Annotated in this window: 13 protein-coding genes; 5 read left to right on the top strand and 8 right to left on the bottom strand. The window is 71.8% G+C overall.

Going from position 1 to position 16,735, the window contains the following annotated elements:
* Window positions 1-11: 11 nt before the first annotated feature.
* On the bottom strand, window positions 12-1,052 hold the full coding sequence (mgrA, locus tag PV342_RS15345; RefSeq protein WP_086020731.1) for an L-glyceraldehyde 3-phosphate reductase: 1,041 nt from the start codon (window positions 1,050-1,052) through the stop codon (window positions 12-14).
* A 110-nt stretch (window positions 1,053-1,162) separates the two neighbouring features.
* Between mgrA and PV342_RS15340 the strand changes: the two genes are divergently transcribed.
* The 4 genes from PV342_RS15340 (at window position 1,163) to PV342_RS15325 (ending at window position 6,192) form a co-directional block, all read left to right on the top strand.
* Window positions 1,163-1,936, top strand: coding sequence for an isoprenyl transferase (locus tag PV342_RS15340; protein WP_018561388.1), 774 nt, complete (start codon window positions 1,163-1,165; stop codon window positions 1,934-1,936).
* A gap of 438 nt (window positions 1,937-2,374) precedes the next feature.
* Window positions 2,375-3,694 carry an RNA 5'-3' helicase PhoH2 gene (gene phoH2, locus PV342_RS15335; protein WP_018561389.1) on the top strand — a complete coding sequence of 440 codons (1,320 nt, stop codon included), beginning with the start codon at window positions 2,375-2,377 and terminating at the stop codon, window positions 3,692-3,694.
* 398 nt (window positions 3,695-4,092) lie between these two features.
* On the top strand, window positions 4,093-4,761 hold the full coding sequence (locus PV342_RS15330; RefSeq protein ID WP_360998471.1) for an aggregation-promoting factor C-terminal-like domain-containing protein: 669 nt from the start codon (window positions 4,093-4,095) through the stop codon (window positions 4,759-4,761).
* A 111-nt stretch (window positions 4,762-4,872) separates the two neighbouring features.
* Window positions 4,873-6,192 carry an AI-2E family transporter gene (locus tag PV342_RS15325; protein WP_018561391.1) on the top strand — a complete coding sequence of 440 codons (1,320 nt, stop codon included), beginning with the start codon at window positions 4,873-4,875 and terminating at the stop codon, window positions 6,190-6,192.
* Between the two features lie 341 nt (window positions 6,193-6,533).
* Here the strand turns inward: PV342_RS15325 and PV342_RS15320 are convergent, their stop codons facing one another.
* Window positions 6,534-7,070 carry an alkyl hydroperoxide reductase gene (locus PV342_RS15320; RefSeq protein ID WP_361007384.1) on the bottom strand — a complete coding sequence of 179 codons (537 nt, stop codon included), beginning with the start codon at window positions 7,068-7,070 and terminating at the stop codon, window positions 6,534-6,536.
* A 2-nt stretch (window positions 7,071-7,072) separates the two neighbouring features.
* Complete coding sequence (locus PV342_RS15315; RefSeq protein ID WP_018561393.1) at window positions 7,073-7,627, bottom strand: peroxiredoxin; 555 nt, start codon at window positions 7,625-7,627, stop codon at window positions 7,073-7,075.
* Window positions 7,628-7,925: 298 nt separating this feature from the next.
* Here PV342_RS15315 and PV342_RS15310 point away from each other — a divergent pair, with 298 nt between their 5' ends.
* Window positions 7,926-8,828: a hydrogen peroxide-inducible genes activator gene (locus tag PV342_RS15310; protein WP_400798797.1), complete on the top strand. Its 903-nt coding sequence runs from the start codon at window positions 7,926-7,928 to the stop codon at window positions 8,826-8,828.
* 18 nt (window positions 8,829-8,846) lie between these two features.
* Here PV342_RS15310 and PV342_RS15305 read toward each other — a convergent pair whose 3' ends face one another.
* From PV342_RS15305 to PV342_RS15285, 5 genes are all read right to left on the bottom strand, one after another.
* Window positions 8,847-11,243 (bottom strand): FtsX-like permease family protein, encoded by a 2,397-nt coding sequence (locus PV342_RS15305; protein WP_400798794.1) that lies wholly within the window; start codon window positions 11,241-11,243, stop codon window positions 8,847-8,849.
* Window positions 11,240-11,905 carry an ABC transporter ATP-binding protein gene (locus tag PV342_RS15300; protein WP_400799255.1) on the bottom strand — a complete coding sequence of 222 codons (666 nt, stop codon included), beginning with the start codon at window positions 11,903-11,905 and terminating at the stop codon, window positions 11,240-11,242. Before PV342_RS15300 ends, PV342_RS15305 begins: the two co-directional genes overlap by 4 nt.
* Window positions 11,906-11,922: 17 nt before the next feature.
* Window positions 11,923-12,447: a PadR family transcriptional regulator gene (locus PV342_RS15295; protein WP_018561397.1), complete on the bottom strand. Its 525-nt coding sequence runs from the start codon at window positions 12,445-12,447 to the stop codon at window positions 11,923-11,925.
* Window positions 12,448-12,683: 236 nt separating this feature from the next.
* Complete coding sequence (locus tag PV342_RS15290) at window positions 12,684-14,132, bottom strand: catalase (protein ID WP_386994192.1); 1,449 nt, start codon at window positions 14,130-14,132, stop codon at window positions 12,684-12,686.
* 162 nt (window positions 14,133-14,294) lie between these two features.
* Window positions 14,295-16,490, bottom strand: coding sequence for an ATP-binding SpoIIE family protein phosphatase (locus PV342_RS15285; RefSeq protein ID WP_500317469.1), 2,196 nt, complete (start codon window positions 16,488-16,490; stop codon window positions 14,295-14,297).
* Between the last annotated feature and the right edge of the window lie 245 nt (window positions 16,491-16,735).

Below are 16,735 nucleotides of genomic sequence, written 5' to 3'. Positions count from 1 at the left end.
CGCGTCGCTTGTCACGCGTCGCTGCTGCGGGACCAGAGGTTGACGCCCGACTCGAGGGCGAACTCGTCGATCTGGGCGAGCTCCTCGGCCGTCAGCGGGGCGGCGCCCACCGCGGCGACGTTGGCCTCCAGCTGGGCCACGCTCGACGCCCCGATGAGCGCGGAGGTGATCCGCCTGTCGCGCAGCACCCAGCTCAGCGCGAGCTGCGCCAGCGACTGGCCGCGCCGGGAGGCGATGTCGTTGAGGCCGCGCAGCCGCCGCACGACCTCGTCGGTGATCAGGGTGGGGTCGAGGGACTTGCCCTGGGCGGCCCGCGATCCCTCGGGGATGCCGTTCAGGTACTTGTCCGTCAGGAGGCCCTGGGCCAGGGGGACGAAGGGGATGCAGCCCATGCCCTCCTCGTCCAGGACGTCCAGCAGCCCGTCGTCCTCGACCCAGCGGTTGATCATCGAGTACGAGGGCTGGTGGATCAGCGCCGGCACACCCATCTGGCGCAGCAGTCCGGCGGCCTCGCGGGTGCGCTGCGCGCTGTACGAGGAGATGCCGACGTAGAGCGCCTTGCCCTGGTGGACGGCGGACGCGAGGGCGCCCATCGTCTCCTCCAGCGGGGTGTCGGGGTCGAACCGGTGCGAGTAGAAGATGTCGACGTAGTCCAGGCCCATCCGGCCCAGGGACTGGTCGAGCGAGGAGAGCAGGTACTTGCGGCTGCCCCACTCGCCGTACGGGCCGGGCCACATGTCGTACCCCGCCTTGGTCGAGATGACCAGTTCGTCGCGGTACGGCCGGAAGTCCTGGGCGAGGATGGTCCCGAAGTTGCTCTCGGCCGAACCGTAGGGCGGGCCGTAGTTGTTGGCCAGGTCGAAGTGGGTGACGCCGAGGTCGAAGGCGCGGCGCAGGATGGCGCGCTGCGAGTCGAGGGTGCGGTCGTCACCGAAGTTGTGCCAGAGCCCGAGCGAGATCTCGGGGAGCTTCAGGCCGCTGCGGCCGGTACGGCGGTACGCCATGGCGTCGTAGCGCTCGTCGGCGGCGCGGTAGAGAGAACGAATATCCACAGAAACGGTCCTATCACGACGGTGGTCCACAGCCTCGCACCCGGTTCGGCGGCCCGCAGACGCGCGCAGTAGGGTGGCGAAGGGGTGACGACCGCAGGAGGGGCCCGCCAATGAATCTGCGCGACCTGGTACGTCTGAGGTTGACCGACCTGTACGCCCACCGTGTGGAGCGTCGTCTCGACCTGGCCCAGGCCCCGAAGCACATCGGCGTCATCCTCGACGGCAACCGCCGCTGGGCCAAGGCCGCGGCGCGCACGACCGAGCAGGGCCACCGGGCCGGCGCGGACAAGATCACCGAGGTCCTCGGCTGGTGCGAGGAGACCGGCGTCGGGGTCGTGACGCTCTGGCTGCTCTCCACGGACAACCTCGACCGCCCGGCGGAGGAGCTCGTCCCGCTGCTCGGCATCATCGAGGACGCGGTCAGCGGCCTCGCCGCGACCGGCCGCTGGCGTGTCCACCACGTCGGCGCGAAGGACCTGCTGCCCGCCCGCACCCAGTCCGTCCTCAAGGAGGCCGAACAGGCCACGGAGGGCGTCGAGGGCATACTCGTCAACGTCGCCGTGGGCTACGGCGGCCGCCAGGAGATCGCCGACGCGGTCCGCTCCCTCCTCCACGAGCACGCCGGCCGCGGCACCTCCATCGAGGACCTCGCGGAGATCCTCGACATCGACCACATCGCGGAGCACCTCTACACCCGCGGCCAGCCCGACCCCGACCTCGTCATCCGCACCTCCGGCGAGCAGCGCCTGTCGGGCTTCATGCTCTGGCAGAGCGCGCATTCGGAGTACTACTTCTGCGAGGTGTTCTGGCCGGCGTTCCGCCGGGTGGACTTCCTGCGGGCGCTGCGTGACTACGCGGCGCGGCACCGACGCTACGGGTCCTGAGCGCGGGACCCCGCCTTCCGGTGTCACCCGAACGGCGGTACCGGGAGAGATGCGCCACACCGTGGTCGCGGTGAACGGTGGAAGGCGCGGTGGCCTGATTACGTCCCGGCTAAGGGCCCGGGAACGCACGGCGACGGGACGGCAAGGGTAGGGCCCGGGCCAACACCTGTCATATGCAGTCGCATAGGCCTCCACTTTCGAGGGAATAGACCCGTCAGACCGACATCCGGCCCATGGATGTCGGACAGAAGCGGACGGCACCTGGCCCGTCCGCCCGGGAGGCCCTTTGCTCACGGACGTGCCGTTGTCAACCCTTGACTCGGACGGCATCGACCGCGTCGACTCGAAGGGCCGCGGTCCGGCCCTTCCGGTCGGTCCCGGCCCTGTCCCGCGCGACGCCGTCGCACCCGCACCTCTTCCGAGGGGGTTCGTCCACACGTGGTGACCAGCAAGAATCGCCGTGAGCACGACCGGCGCACTTACGTACTCGACACCAGCGTGCTGCTTGCCGACCCGCATGCCCTCCTCCGCTTCGACGAGCACGAGGTGGTCCTGCCGGTCGTGGTGGTGACCGAGTTGGAAGCCAAACGCCACCACCCCGAGCTCGGCTACTTCGCCCGCCAGGCGTTGCGGCTGCTCGACGAGTACCGGATCCGGTACGGGCGGCTGGACGCACCCATCCCGATCGGCGAGCTGGGCGGCACCCTGCGCGTCGAACTGAACCACTCGGACCCGGGCGTGCTGCCCGCGGGGTTCCGGCTGGGCGACAACGACTCGCGGATCCTCGCGGTCGCCCGGAACCTCCAGGCCGAGGGGTACGACGTCACCGTCGTCTCCAAGGACCTGCCGCTGCGCGTCAAGGCCTCCTCCGTCGGCCTGCTGGCCGAGGAGTACCGGGCCGAGCTGGCGATCACCTCCGGGTGGACGGGCATGCACGAGCTGCAGATCGCGGCCGAGGAGGTGGACGAGCTCTTCCAGTCGGAGACCGTCGACCTGCCCGACGTGGAGGGGCTGCCGGTGCACACCGGTCTGGTCCTGCAGTCCGAGCGCGGCAAGGCGCTCGGCCGGGTGACGGCCGACGGCCGGGTCCGGCTGGTGCGCGGCGACCGGGAGGCCTTCGGCATCCACGGCCGCAGCGCCGAGCAGCGGATCGCGCTGGACCTGCTGCTCGACCCGGACGTCGGCATCGTGTCGATGGGCGGCCGGGCCGGCACCGGCAAGTCGGCGCTGGCGCTGTGCGCGGGGCTGGAGGCGGTGCTGGAGCGTCAGCAGCACCAGAAGGTCATGGTCTTCCGGCCGCTGTACGCCGTGGGCGGTCAGGAGCTCGGCTACCTGCCGGGCTCGGAGGCCGAGAAGATGAGCCCGTGGGCCCAGGCGGTCTTCGACACCCTGGGCGCGGTGACGTCGAAGGAGGTCATCGAGGAGGTCGTGGCGCGCGGCATGCTGGAGGTCCTGCCCCTCACGCACATCCGGGGCCGCTCCCTGCACGACGCCTTCGTGATCGTCGACGAGGCGCAGTCCCTGGAGCGCAACGTCCTACTGACCGTGTTGTCCCGAATCGGGCAGAATTCCCGGGTCGTCCTGACCCATGACGTCGCCCAGCGCGACAACCTGAGGGTGGGTCGGTACGACGGCGTGGTCGCCGTCGTCGAGAAGCTCAAGGGCCACCCGCTCTTCGCGCACATCACCCTGACCCGCTCCGAGCGCTCGCCGATCGCCGCGCTCGTGACGGAGATGCTGGAGGACGGCCGGGCGTAACAGGCGAGTTGGACGGTCCGCTAGGCTGCTGCGCCGCAAGGGCGCAGCAGCCTAGCGCCGTCCGCGGAGGCTACGGATGCGTAACGGAAATTTCTGTGGCCCACGTGGCGTGTGAGCTTTGACACGCAACGGGGAATTGCGTTGACGCGTCCCGCTACGGCAGGCTGTCGGTTCTGTCAGGCCCCCGCCCTCGGCACACCCGTACCCGCAAACGTACGGAACCTCAGAACTGAACAGCGTTCGCCGTGGGCCGCCCGAGTTGAATCAGCGGACTCCCGCCCCGTCGGGGGGAGCCCCACCGGGCCAGTGCTTCTGTGACCGGTGCAGTAGGAGCCAGTGCGAAGGGGCACGATCGCGTCCGCGAGGTCACCAAGCGGGCGACGCTGGAAGGAAACCGTGTGAGCCGGATCTCGGTCCGGGGATTCGCGGTGGCTTCGGCCACTGCGGTCACCACTGTGGGCGCCGTCGTCGGTGTCGCCTCCGGCAGCGAGGGTGTCGTACAGCCCGTCGCCGCCGCCGATGCGCCGACCGTCCTCGCGGACATACCTGCGGGACAGCAGGTTCAGCAGGCTTCCCTGACCCAGCAGGTGCAGGCGCAGTCCGACGCCGCCGACGCCGGGGCCAAGAAGGCCGCCGAGGAGTCGGCCCGCAAGCAGGCCGCCAAGGACGCCTCTGCCCGCAAGAAGGCGGAGGAGAAGGCCGAGGCCGAGCGCAAGGCCAAGGAGGCCTCCCGCGCCGCCGAGCGCGCCGCGCTGGTCGTCAAGGCCTCGTACACCGTCGCCGAAGTCCAGGCCATGGCGCAGGGGATCGTCGGCGACGCCTCCCAGTACCAGTGCTTCTCCAACATCGTGACCCGTGAGAGCGGCTGGAACTACACCGCGACGAACGCCTCTTCCGGCGCCTACGGCCTCGTCCAGGCCCTGCCCGGCACCAAGATGGCCTCCGCGGGCGCCGACTGGCGCACCAACCCCGGCACCCAGATCAAGTGGGGCCTCAACTACATGAACAGCCGGTACGGCAGCCCCTGCGGTGCCTGGTCGTTCTGGCAGGCCAACCACTGGTACTAGGCCGCCTGTCCACAAAACGCCGACGAGCCCCCGACCCCTTGAGGGATCGGGGGCTTGTTGCGCGTACGGTGGTGCGGTCGGACAGGCCGGGGGCGGGGGACAGGGGAAGTGATGTCGGAGAAGCGCCAATGGGGCTCCGGGCTGGCGTCGGAGCTGGCCAAGCTCGCCGGGAGGCTGGAGGAGCAGCGCCGTGCCGCGGCCGCGGGCGCCCGCGAGGAGGCCCGCCGCCAGGAGGAGCAGATCGCGCGCCGGCACGTGCCGCGCGCCTCCGGCCCCGGCGACCCGGTCGCCCAGGTGCCGTGGAGCATGCGGGTCGCCGCCGAACTCGCCTGGCGGTTGCTGGTGCTGGCCGGCACCGTCTGGGTGCTGATGCGGGTGATCGGCACGATACAGCTCGTCGTCCTCGCCTTCGTCGCCGCGCTCCTGATCACCGCGCTGCTGCAGCCCTTCGTGGGCCGGCTGAAGCGGATGGGGGTGCCGCGCGGGTTCGCCACGGCCATCGTCTTCATCGGCGGCTTCGTGATGATGGGCCTGGTCGGCTGGTTCGTGGTCTGGCAGGTCATGGAGAACGTCGACAACCTCTCCAACAGCCTCCAGGACGGCGTCACCGAGCTGAAGCGCTGGCTGCTCAACAGCCCGTTCCACGTGACCGAGGACCAGATCAACCAGATCGCCAAGAACCTCCAGGAGGCGATCGGCACCAACTCCAAGGCGCTGACCGACGCCGGGCTGCAGGGCGTCACCGTCGTGGTGGAGATGCTGACCGGCATCCTGCTGGCGATGTTCAGCACGCTGTTCCTGCTCTACGACGGCCGGAACATCTGGAACTGGTTCCTCAAGCTCTTCCCCGTGGCCGCCCGCGACGGGCTCGGCGGCGCCGGGCCGCGCGCCTGGCGCACGCTCACCCTCTATGTGCGCGGCACGGTGATAGTGGCCCTGATCGACGCCATCTTCATCGGCATCGGCATCTTCTTCCTCGGGGTGCCGATGGCGGTGCCGCTGGCCGTGATCATCTTCCTGGCCGCGTTCGTGCCGCTGGTCGGCGCGGTCGCCTCGGGCGCCATCGCGATGGTGGTGGCGCTGGTGACGGAGGGTCCGTTCACGGCGCTGATGGTGCTCTTCGTCGTCCTGCTGGTGCAGCAGATCGAGGGCCACATCCTGCAGCCGTTCATCCTGGGCCGGGCGGTGCGGGTGCACCCGCTCGGTGTGATCCTCTCGGTGGCGGCGGGTTCGCTCATCGCCGGGATCGGCGGGGCGGTCGTCGCCGTGCCGCTGGTCGCGGTCGCCAACACCGTCGTCGGCTACCTGCGCGCCCACGCCCGGGAGTCGGCGATGGCCGACGAGCCCCCGCCGCACGGCGCGACGGCCGCCGAGGTGGCGCCGGTCGGCGCGCCCGGGCTGCCCGACGGCACGCCGGAGGGGACCGCCTGACGGCGTGACCACCCGGTGCCGCGGCCGCCCCTCGGGGCGGCCGCGCGCGTGTGCGCTCCCCGGGAATCGCACCGCAGCGCGCCGATGTGACCGGCGCATGGGACGAGATGTTCGAGCGGCCGGGTGCGGCCAGGACCGCCCCGGCGGGTCAGGGCACCGGAGGCCCGCCTCGCCGACGCCTACGGCCCGGCCCGCGCCTTCGAGGACGGCGTGGTCCCCCGGCGGCTGCCGCAGTCCCCGCACTTCCACCGGGTTGTCAGGCGTCGAGCGCGGTCGCCCGACGCCTGACAACCCGAGGGCCCGGTCGCCGCAAGGGTGGCCGGGCCCTCGAGGGGCATGCGTCACGCGTCGGCGAGGACCGCCTCGGCGTCCAGGGTCGCCGCGACCGCCTGCACGACGGCGGCGATCTTGAAGGCCTCCTGGACCGTCTCGCGCTCGACACCCGCCTTGCGCAGCACCTGCTCGTGCGAGTCGAGGCACATCCCGCAGCCGTTGATCGCCGAGACCGCCAGCGACCAGAGCTCGAAGTCGGTCTTGTCGACGCCCGGGTTGCCGATGACGTTCATCCGCAGACCGGCCCGCAGGTTGCCGTACTCCGGGTCCGACAGCAGGTGCCGGGTCCGGTAGTAGACGTTGTTCATCGCCATGATGGCGGCGGCGGCCTTGGCGGCCTCGTACGCCTCCGGCGAGAGGTTCTCCCGGGCCTCGGGCTCCAGCGCGCGCAGCACGATCGCCGAGCGGGAGGCGATGGCGGTCGCCAGCACCGTGCCCCACAGCTGCTGCTGCGGGAGCTCGGAGTTGCCGATCACGGAGCCCAGGTTGAGCTTGAGGTCCTTGGCGTAGTCCGGCAGCGCGGACTTCAGCTCATCGAGCGCCACGGTCACTCACCGGCCAGCAGCTTGACGACGTCGAGGGTCTCGTCGCCCTTCTTCCAGTTGCAGGGGCACAGCTCGTCCGTCTGCAGCGCGTCGAGGACCCGCAGGACCTCCTTGGGGTTACGGCCGACGGAGCCGGCGGTCACCATGACGAACTGGATCTCGTTGTTCGGGTCCACGATGAAGGTGGCGCGCTGGGCGACGCCGTCCTCGCCGAGGATGCCGAGGTCGGTGCACAGCTCGCGCTTGATGTCCGACAGCATCGGGAAGGGCAGGTCGCGCAGGTCCTCGTGGTCCTTGCGCCAGGCGTGGTGCACGAACTCGGAGTCCACGGAGAAGCCGAGGATCTGCGCGTCACGGTCGGCGAACTCGTCGTTCAGCTTGCCGAACGCCGCGATCTCCGTCGGGCAGACGAAGGTGAAGTCCTTCGGCCACGCGAAGTAGACCTTCCACTTGCCCTCGTACGACTTGTGGTCGATCTGGGCGAAGGCCTTCTCCGGGTCGAGGTCCACACAGGCGGTCAGTTCGAACGTGGGGAACTTGTCACCGACGGTGAGCACGCGCACTCCTTGTGAGGGTGGGGAGCCGGCTGCGGGGTGGCGCACCGGTCCCTTGTCTGGTCCCGATCACCCTGCCATGAGCCCTTTGATCAGTGAAATCGCCGCAGCGGGTGGCATTGATCGGCTGCACTTATCGAACCCTGAGGTCGCTGCGGAGAGTGACGGCTTCGGCGAGGGTCCGCGGCCGCCGTGGGCCCCCGGGGCCATTGATCGGGTGCGCGACTAGACTGGAGCTTCTTGATCGGAGGCGGTTATCGCCAGTCAGCGCGCGACCCAGCGCCAGCCCAGTCTGTCCCAGTTGCGGGCCTTCGCGGCGGTCGCCGAGCACCTGCACTTCAGGGACGCGGCCTCGGCGATCGGGACGAGCCAGCCGGCGCTGTCCGGGGCGGTCGCCGCGCTGGAGGAGACGCTCGGAGTGGTGCTCGTGGAGCGCACGACCCGCAAGGTTCTGCTGACCTCGGCGGGGGAGCGCGTCGCGGTCCGGGCGCGGGCGGTGCTGGAGGCGCTCGGCGACCTGCTGGACGAGGCGGAGGCGGCGCGCGCGCCCTTCACCGGTGTGCTGCGCCTCGGGGTGATCCCCACGGTCGCGCCCTATCTGCTGCCGACCGTGCTGCGGCTGGTCCACGACGCGTACCCGGAACTCGACCTCCAGGTGCACGAGGAGCAGACGTCCTCGCTGCTGGACGGCCTCGCGGCGGGCCGCCTCGACCTGCTGCTGCTCGCCGTCCCGCTCGGTGTTCCCTCCGTCACCGAACTACCGCTCTTCGACGAGGACTTCGTCCTGGTCGCCCCGCGGGGCCACTGGCTGGCCGGACGGACGGACATCCCGCGGGAGGCCCTGCGGCAGCTGGACCTGCTGCTGCTGGAGGAGGGCCACTGCCTGCGCGACCAGGCGCTGGACGTCTGCCGGGAGGCGGGCCGCACCGAGGGGGCGAGTGCGACCACGACCGCGGCGGGCCTGTCCACACTGGTGCAACTGGTGGCCGGCGGGCTCGGGGTGACGCTGCTGCCGAGGACGGCGGTCCCGGTGGAGACCGGGCGCAGCGCGGACCTCGCCACGGGGTACTTCGCGGACCCGGCGCCGTCGCGGAGCATCGCGCTGGCGATGCGCGCGGGCACCGCGCGCGCGGAGGAGTTCGAAACCTTCGCCTCCGCGCTGCGCGGTGCCCTGAAACCGCTTCCGGTGCGGTTCGCCCGCTGACGGGCGAACCGCCCGGGGTCACTCGGTGCGCAGCCCGTCCGGCCGCATCATGCGCCACAGCGGCGGCATGGCCAGCAGGGTCACCAGCAGGACGACCCCCGCGGCGATGCCGCTCATCGCGGCGACGCTGCCCCAGGCGAGGTCCAGTGGTGCGCCGACCATTTTCAGCAGGGCGGCGCCCAGCCCGGCACCGCCGACGACGGCCAGGGCCATACCGAGCGCGACCGGGAGCGCGGTCTGCCACAGCACGGACAGTCCGAGCACCGAGCGCCGGGTGCCGAAGGCGACCAGGACCGCCAGCAGCTTCCTGCGCTCGCGCAGCTGCTCCAGCATCGAGACGAGCAGGCTCGCGCCGATCAGGGCCAGGGTGGCGGCAGCGCCGACGAGCAGGCCGCGCCGGATGTTGGCGAACTTCGAGTCCTCACTCTTCGCCTGGAGCTGGAACACGTCGGCCCAGGGGTCGAGGCGCTCCGTGGTGTTGCGGATCTGCTCGACCGCGTCCGGCGCGTGCGGGTCCGTCCGCAGCATGACCTTCACCTCCGGGCTGCGCAGCGATGCCACGTCCAGGGCCCGGGGGGTGGCCAGCACACCCGACTCCTGGTCGCCGTCCGGCGCGGTGATCGAGGTCACCTTGCGGGCGCCGGCCGGCACCGTCCACAGACGAGGCGTGCCGGTGTAGTGCTCCCCCTGCGGCACGTTGAGGTCGATCGGGCGACCGGGCCGCACGAACGAGTGGGCGTCGCCGACGACGTGCGGGTCGTCGGCGAGGAACACGTCGCCGTCCGCGCAGCCGTGACTGAGGTCCACCAGCTGGCGCAGGGTGGCGCAGTCGGCCACCAGGACCCGCTCCGAATGCATGTCGGCCGTGGATTTCTTGGTGGAGGTGTCCGCCGGCACGGCGTACGAGGAGAGGACGGAGAGCGTGTCCCGCACCCCCGGGGTGGCGGCGAAGGCCTGCTCGACCCGGTGGGCCTCGGCTCCGCTCGCGACGCTCAGATTGGCGACCATCTGCGCCCGGTGCGGATCCATGCCGGAGTCGCGGACGAAGTCGCTCTGCACCCCGGTGAAGAGGGTCTGCAGGGCGATCGCCCCGGCCACCGCAGCCGTCACGCCGCTGACCATGCGGGCCGAGGCGCTGCTGTGAAGCTGGATCCGGCGGGTGGCCAGCTGCCACGCCACCGGGCCGCCGCGGAGCCGGCCGACGACGGACTCGACCACCCAGGGGAGCAGGGCGGTGAGCCCCACGAGCAGCAGGACCACACCGGCGGTCACCTGGTACGGGTTGATCCCGGCGTCGTCCTGGGAGACGGTCCCGAACAGCGGGGCCAGCAGCCCGACGCCGGCCAGCGGGATCAGCAGGCGCCACCAAAGGCGCCGCGGTCGCGCCGTCGCGTTGCGCACGACGCCGAGCGGCTCGATGGCGATGCCGCGCATGGCCAGCAGGGTGACCGCGACCGCCGCCGCCGGCACCGCCAGGCCCACGAGCAGGGCGAGGCCGATGCTCGGGGTGATGTCGGAGGGGTACACGCTGATGTCGTACAGCGTGACGTCGGCCGCGAACTGCCGGGTGCCGAGGAACAGCGCGGTGCCGACGGCCAGTCCGAGCAGGGAGCCGAACAGCGCCTCCCCGGCCGCGACCCGCCGGGTCATCCGGCTGTCCGCGCCGACCAGCCGCAGCGCGGCAAGCCTCCGGTCCCGGCGTTCGCCGCCGAAGCGGACGGCGCTGCCGATGAAGACCGCGACCGGGAGCAACAGCACCACGAAGATGATGATCACCAGCAGGGACAGCACGCCCCCGAGCGGCTCCGGCTTGACGGAGCCGCGTCCGAAGTACGGGATGCGGGTGGCGTTGCCCGTCGAGCCGTCGGCGGACCGCGCGACGAGCTCGTCGCTGCCCGCGTAGTAGGCCATCTCGGCGGGGCCGACCAGGCCCTGGTCGCCGATGACGCCGGTGATCCGGTAGTGCAGGCGTTCGCGCAGCAGCTTGCTGCCGGGCTGGTCGAGCAGCTTCTGCAGCGCGGGGGAGACGACCATCTCGCCGGGGGCGGGCATCTTCGTGAGGCCGGGCGGCAGCGCGGGCCGGTCGCCTTCGGCCTTGAGGAGCAGGCCCCGGATCTCGTCGTCACGGAAGGTGGTGTTCGCCACGGCGAACAGCACAGTGCTCGCGCTGACCTTGGGCGGCTCCTTGAACCAGGAGTAGTCCCGCTCGTAACCGCGGTCGCTGCGGGCGCCCAGCATGGCCGGGACGGAGGCGGACACCAGCAGCAGTGCCACGCCGAGGCCGACGCCGACGGCGGTGAGCGCGGTACGGGTCCAGCCCTCGCGTCCGCCGGTGGTGGCGAAACGCAAGCCCAGGCCCACATCGCGGACCCAGCCGGACAGGGTGCCGCCCCGCGTCGTGGTTCCGGAACTCATGCCACCTTCTCCAGGTCGCGGGACTTGCCGTCGCGCACGACGACCTCGCGGTCGGAGTAGGCGGCCACCCGCGTCTCGTGCGTGACGAGGACGACGGCGGCGTCGGTGTCGCGGGCGGCGTCGGTGAGCATGCGCATCACGCGCTCGCCGTTGAGGGAGTCCAGGGCGCCGGTCGGCTCGTCGGCGAAGATCACCCGCGGGCCGGTGACCAGGGCCCGGGCCACCGCGACGCGCTGGCCCTGGCCGCCGGAGATCTCGCCGGGCCGCTTGCCCGCCAGTTCGTCGACCTCCAGCCGGACCAGCCACTCCGAGGCCCGGGCCTCGGCCTCCTTACGCCGGGTCCCGTTCAGCCGCAGGGGTAGCGCGACGTTCTCCACGCAGGTCAGCTCCGGGACGAGCTGGCCGAACTGGAAGACGAAGCCGAACTCGCCGCGGCGCAGCGCGCTGCGCTCGGCGTCGCTCATCGCGGTCAGGTCGCGTCCCCGGTACAGCACGCTGCCGGAGTCCGGCCGGACGATGCCGGCCAGGCAGTGCAGCAGCGTCGACTTGCCCGAGCCGGACGGCCCCATGACGGCGACCACCTCACCGGCGCGGATCGCGAACTCCGCGCCGTCCAGGGCGGGGGTCGGGCCGTACGCCTTGTGCAGGTCGACGGCTTCCATCAGGTTGTCCGTGGTGCTCACTCGGCTACCTCCGCCGCGAGTAGGTCGAGGCGGGCGGCGGTGAGTTCCAGCCACCGCAGGTCCGCCTCCAGGTGGAACAGGGCGTGGTCGCAGACGAGCTGGTCCGCGAGGTCGCCGTGCCGTTTGCGTTCGGTCAGTTCCCGCATCAGCCGCAGATGCTCGGACCGCTGGGTGTCGAGCAGACCGGCGGCGCTGCGCCCGGTGAGCAGCGCGAGGACGACCTTGGTGTAGAGGGTGTTCTGCAGATAGGGCTCGGGCTTCTCCGGCTGCGCGAGCCACTTGTCGACGTCGGTGATCCCGGCGTCGGTGATCGCGTACCGCTTGCGCTCCGGGCCGCCGCCGGGCTCGATGCCCTCGACCTCGACCAGCCCGTGCTTCAGCAGCCGCGCCATCGTCGAGTAGACCTGCCCGTAGTGCAGCGGGCGGTCGTGGCCGAACTTGCCGTCGAATGCCCGCTTCAGGTCGTAGCCGTGGCGCGGGCCGGACTCCAGGAGTCCGAGCAGGGTGTGGCCGATGCTCATGACCGAGGACTCTACACGACGCGTATACCTACGGTGTATAGATCTTGTGCATAGTGACGCACCGGTGACCTGACCCCTCCTGAGCAGGTCCTTTCCCATTCCGTGCCCGGGACGCGTCTGATACGCGGTGGGCTCGCAGCCCGGCCCGCCCGGTTCCGTCCCGGCCGGCGCGATGCAGCCCCGAGGCACGGACGGACATCACGTGCTCCGGGGCTGCGGCCGTGGGGAGGTGCGGCCTACAGGCCGTTGACGTTGGCGGCGATGCGGTCGCCGACCTCCTTGTCGATGTTGCGCCAGTACTCGACCGCGCGCGCCAGGACGGGGGCGCTGACCCCGTTCTTCAAGTGGCCCGACACGTTGGAGACCAGCCGGTCGCGGGCGGCGTCGTCCAGGACCTTCCGGACCATCGTCCCGGCCTGGCCGAAGTCGTCGTCCTCGCGGTGCAGCTTGTACGGCTCGTGCACCATGTTCCCCGCGACCTCCCAGCCGGCCGGGTCGCCGAAGCGGGCGATGTCGGCCTCCGGCCCGCCCACGGAGTTCGGGGCGTAGGGGGCGGCGGCGCGCGACGGCTCGTAGCGCATCGGGCCGTCCTTGGCGTACGAGCGCACCTCGGTGTGCGGCCGGTTCGGCGGCAACTGGGCGTAGTTGGGGCCGATCCGGTAGCGGTGGGTGTCGGCGTACGAGAAGAGCCGGCCGAGGAGCATCTTGTCCGGCGAGGGGCCGATGCCGGGCACCATGTTGCTGGGCTCGAAGGCGGCCTGCTCGATGTGGATGAAGTAGTCCTCGGGGTTCCTGTTCAGGGTCATCCGGCCGACCTCGATCAGCGGGTAGTCGCCGTGCGGCCACACCTTGGTGAGGTCGAAGGGGTTGAACCGGTAGTCCGCGGCGTCGTCGAACGGCATGACCTGCACGTACAGCGTCCACGAGGGGTGTTCGCCGCGCTCGATGGCCTGGAAGAGGTCCCGGCGGTGCAGATCGCCGTCGGCGCCGGCGAGGTGGTCGGCCTCCTCCTGGGTGAGGAAGTCGATGCCCTGGTCGGTCTTGAAGTGGTACTTGATCCAGTGCCGCTCGCCGCCGCCGTTGACCCACATGTAGGTGTGGGAGCCGTAGCCGTTCATGTGGCGGTAGGTCCTCGGCACGCCGCGGTCGCCCATCAGCCAGGTGACCATGTGCGCCGACTCGGGGGACAGCGTCCAGAAGTCCCACTGCATGTTGTTGTCACGCAGGCCGGAGTCGGGACGGCGCTTCTGGCTGCGGATGAAGTCCTGGAACTTCATCGCGTCGCGCACGAAGAAGATCGGGGTGTTGTTGCCGACCAGGTCGTAGTTGCCGTACTCGGTGTAGAACTTCAGGGCGAAGCCGCGCGGGTCGCGCCAGGTGTCGGGACTGCCCAGCTCGCCGGCGACGGTGGAGAAGCGGGCCAGCATCTCCGTGCGGCGTCCGGGCTGGAAGAGGTCGGCCTTGGTGAACTGGCTGACGTCGTTCGTCACCTCGAAGACGCCGTACGCGCCCGAGCCCTTGGCGTGCACCACACGCTCCGGGACCCGTTCGCGGTTGAACTGCGCCATCTTCTCGATCAGGTAGTGGTCCTGGAGAAGGACCGGGCCGTCCGAGCCCACCGTGAGCGAGTGCGCGTCGCTCTCCACCGGGATCCCGGCGTTGTTGGTGGTGTAGGGGGTGCTCATGTGAGTGTGTCCTCCCGTCGATCTTCGGAAGAGTCCGTCGGGGGCTCCTGGTCGCTAACGACCACACAAACACTGAATCACCGGCTCGGCACGCCGGACAATGGCTTCACGCCATGGATCTGGACAATGTCCAAAAATAAAGTGTGTACGGACACGGAGTGTCTACCGGTCGACACCGCCCGGAATGCCCATTTCGAACCAGACCACCTTCCCGGCGCTCAGCCGGGTCGCTCCCCAGCGCTGCGCCATCCGGTTGACCAGGTAGAGCCCCCGCCCGCCCTCGTCCTGCGGCTGGGCCTGGCGCATCCGCGGCAGCGTCGGGGCGTCGTCGCCGACCTCGCAGCGCAGCACGTCGGTGCGGAGCAGCCGCAGGGTGATGGGGCGCTCGGCGTACCGCACCGCATTGGTCACCACCTCGCTGACCAGCAGCTCCGTCGCCTCGGCCAGCGGCTCCAGGTTCCAGCGGCTGAGAGCCTGGCGCACCAGCCTCCGGGCCCGGCCGGCCGTCTGTGCCCGCGGCTCCAGGAACCAGTAGGCGACGTCGCGCGGCGCGATGCCGTCGAAGCGGGCGGCCAGCAGCGCGATGTCGTCGTCCCGGTCGCCCGGGCCGACGATACCCAGCACCTCGTCGCACAGCGGCTCCAGCGGCGGCGGACACACCACCGCCGACGCCGTGTGCAGCCGCTCGCGCAGCATCTCGATGCCGCCCCACACGTCACGGGCCCGGGACTCCACCAGGCCGTCGGTGTACAGCAGCAGCGTCGCCCCGGCCGGGGCGGGCAGCTCCACCGCCTCGAAGGGCACGCCGCCCACGCCGATCGGCGCGCCCGGCGGCACGCGCAGCACCTCGGCCAGGCCGCTGGCGTGCAGCAGCACCGGCGGCGGGTGGCCCGCGTTGGCGATGGTCACCCGGTGCGCTATCGGGTCGTAGACCGCGTAGATGCAGGTGGCCATGCGGTCCTGGCCGAGCCGCTGGGCCTGCTCGTCCAGGTGGTAGAGCACCTCCTGCGGCGACAGGTCCAGGCCCGCCAGGGTCTGCACGGTCGTCCGCAGCTGGCCCATGATCGCCGCCGAGGTCATGGAGTGGCCCATGACGTCGCCGACCACCAGCGCCACCCGGCTGCCGGGCAGCGGGATCGCGTCGTACCAGTCGCCGCCGACCCGGGCCGACTCGGCGGCGGGCAGGTAGCGGCTCGCCAGCCGGACCCCGGTGGGCTCCGGCAGGGAGTCCGGCAGCATCTCGCGCTGCAGGGAGTCGGCGATGGACGCCTCGCGGTCGTAGAGCACCGCCTTGTCCACGCCGAGCGCGGTGTGGGTGGCCAGCTGGGCCGCGATCAGCAGGTCGTCCGGGTCGAACGGGGCGCGCTCGGGACGGCGCAGCAGCACGGTCGCGCCGATCACCCGGCGGCGGCCGCGCAGTGGTGCCAGGATCGCCCGGCGTCCGGCCGGAAGGTCTAACGTCCCGCCGAACTCGGCCTCCCGGCAGCCTCCGACCAGCTCGTGGAGGGCCGCCGTGGACTGCGCGTTCTCGGAGAACACCGGCCGCACCCCGCGCAGCACCTCGGCCAGCGGGCCGTCCGGGGGGACGTTCACGACCTCGGCGGCCGAGCCGTAGGCGCCCTCCGTGGAGGGGACGACCGGCATGAGCAGGCCCTCGACCGGCTCCGGGGCGTCCTCGTCCGGCACCCGGTCGGTGCGCCGCAGCCGCAGCACCAGCGGACCGGAGGGGCGCTCGTCTCCCACCGGCAGCGGGTCGCGCAGGTAGACCAGGATCGCGTCGGCGAAGGCGGGCACCGCGGAGCGGCACAGGCCCAGCACGATCTCGTCCAGGTCCAGGCCGCGGGCGATGCGGCGGGTGGCCGCGCCGATGTAGCGCAGCCGATCGGTCTCGGCCTGTCCCGCCCGGCCGCGGTTCTGCGGGCCGATCTTCTTCAGCGGCTGGCCGCCGGTGGAGTCCTCGTCGACGGGGTGCCCGCCCGCGGGGCCTCCGCGGCCGCCCTGCCGGCCGGTCGCCCGGGAGGTGGGCAGCGTCGTGTCCGGGGTGCGCTGACGGGCGCGCGACTCGCCGCCCTCCGGCTGCGCGGGGCCGGGAACGCCCGGGACGCCCGGGGTCCCGCCGCCCGCGGTGGCCCGGCGGCCGGGCTCCACGGGGGCGGCCATCGCGGTGGCGGCCCGCCGGTCCCGGCCCGCGGAGCGGTTCCAGGACTCGCCGGTCGCCGGGGCGCCGTCGGGGGCCTCGGCGGTGCGCAGCCGTACCGTCTGCCGTCCGCGGGAGCCGTCGGCGGGGACGGCGGTCATGTGCTGGACGGCGGCCACCCCCTCCCCGGCCACCACCCGGGCGGCCTGACGGTCCCGCACCTCGGAGGACTGCCGCGTGGAACGTCCGCCGCGCGCGCGCCCTCCGCCGCGGCCGGGCTTGGCGGGGGCGGGAGCCGACGTGGGGGCGTCGGAGGGGCTCTGACGCTGCGCCGGCGGCGTGGCCGCGCCGCCGGGATCGCCCGTGCCGCCGGCGGCCGCGCTCGTCTCCTCGTTCTCGCTCGCCGCGGGCGGCTGGATGCCTGTCTCTTATACACATGGCCGAGCCCACGAGACTAGTAGGAATC

It is taken from the genome of Streptomyces sp. PA03-3a (assembly GCF_033792735.1).
GTDB lineage: Bacteria > Actinomycetota > Actinomycetes > Streptomycetales > Streptomycetaceae > Actinacidiphila.
This window is presented reverse-complemented; position numbering and strand designations above follow the sequence as displayed.

What these genes read in the sequence shown, in the direction of transcription:
- PV342_RS15340 (WP_018561388.1), top strand. Translation starts at nt 1,163, where the DNA reads ATGAATCTGCGCGACCTGGTACGTCTGAGGTTGACCGACCTGTACGCC.
- PV342_RS15325 (WP_018561391.1), top strand. Translation starts at nt 4,873, where the DNA reads ATGTCGGAGAAGCGCCAATGGGGCTCCGGGCTGGCGTCGGAGCTGGCC.
- PV342_RS15305 (WP_400798794.1), bottom strand. Translation starts at nt 11,243, where the DNA reads ATGAGTTCCGGAACCACGACGCGGGGCGGCACCCTGTCCGGCTGGGTC.
- PV342_RS15300 (WP_400799255.1), bottom strand. Translation starts at nt 11,905, where the DNA reads ATGGAAGCCGTCGACCTGCACAAGGCGTACGGCCCGACCCCCGCCCTG.
- PV342_RS15295 (WP_018561397.1), bottom strand. Translation starts at nt 12,447, where the DNA reads ATGAGCATCGGCCACACCCTGCTCGGACTCCTGGAGTCCGGCCCGCGC.
- PV342_RS15290 (WP_386994192.1), bottom strand. Translation starts at nt 14,132, where the DNA reads ATGAGCACCCCCTACACCACCAACAACGCCGGGATCCCGGTGGAGAGC.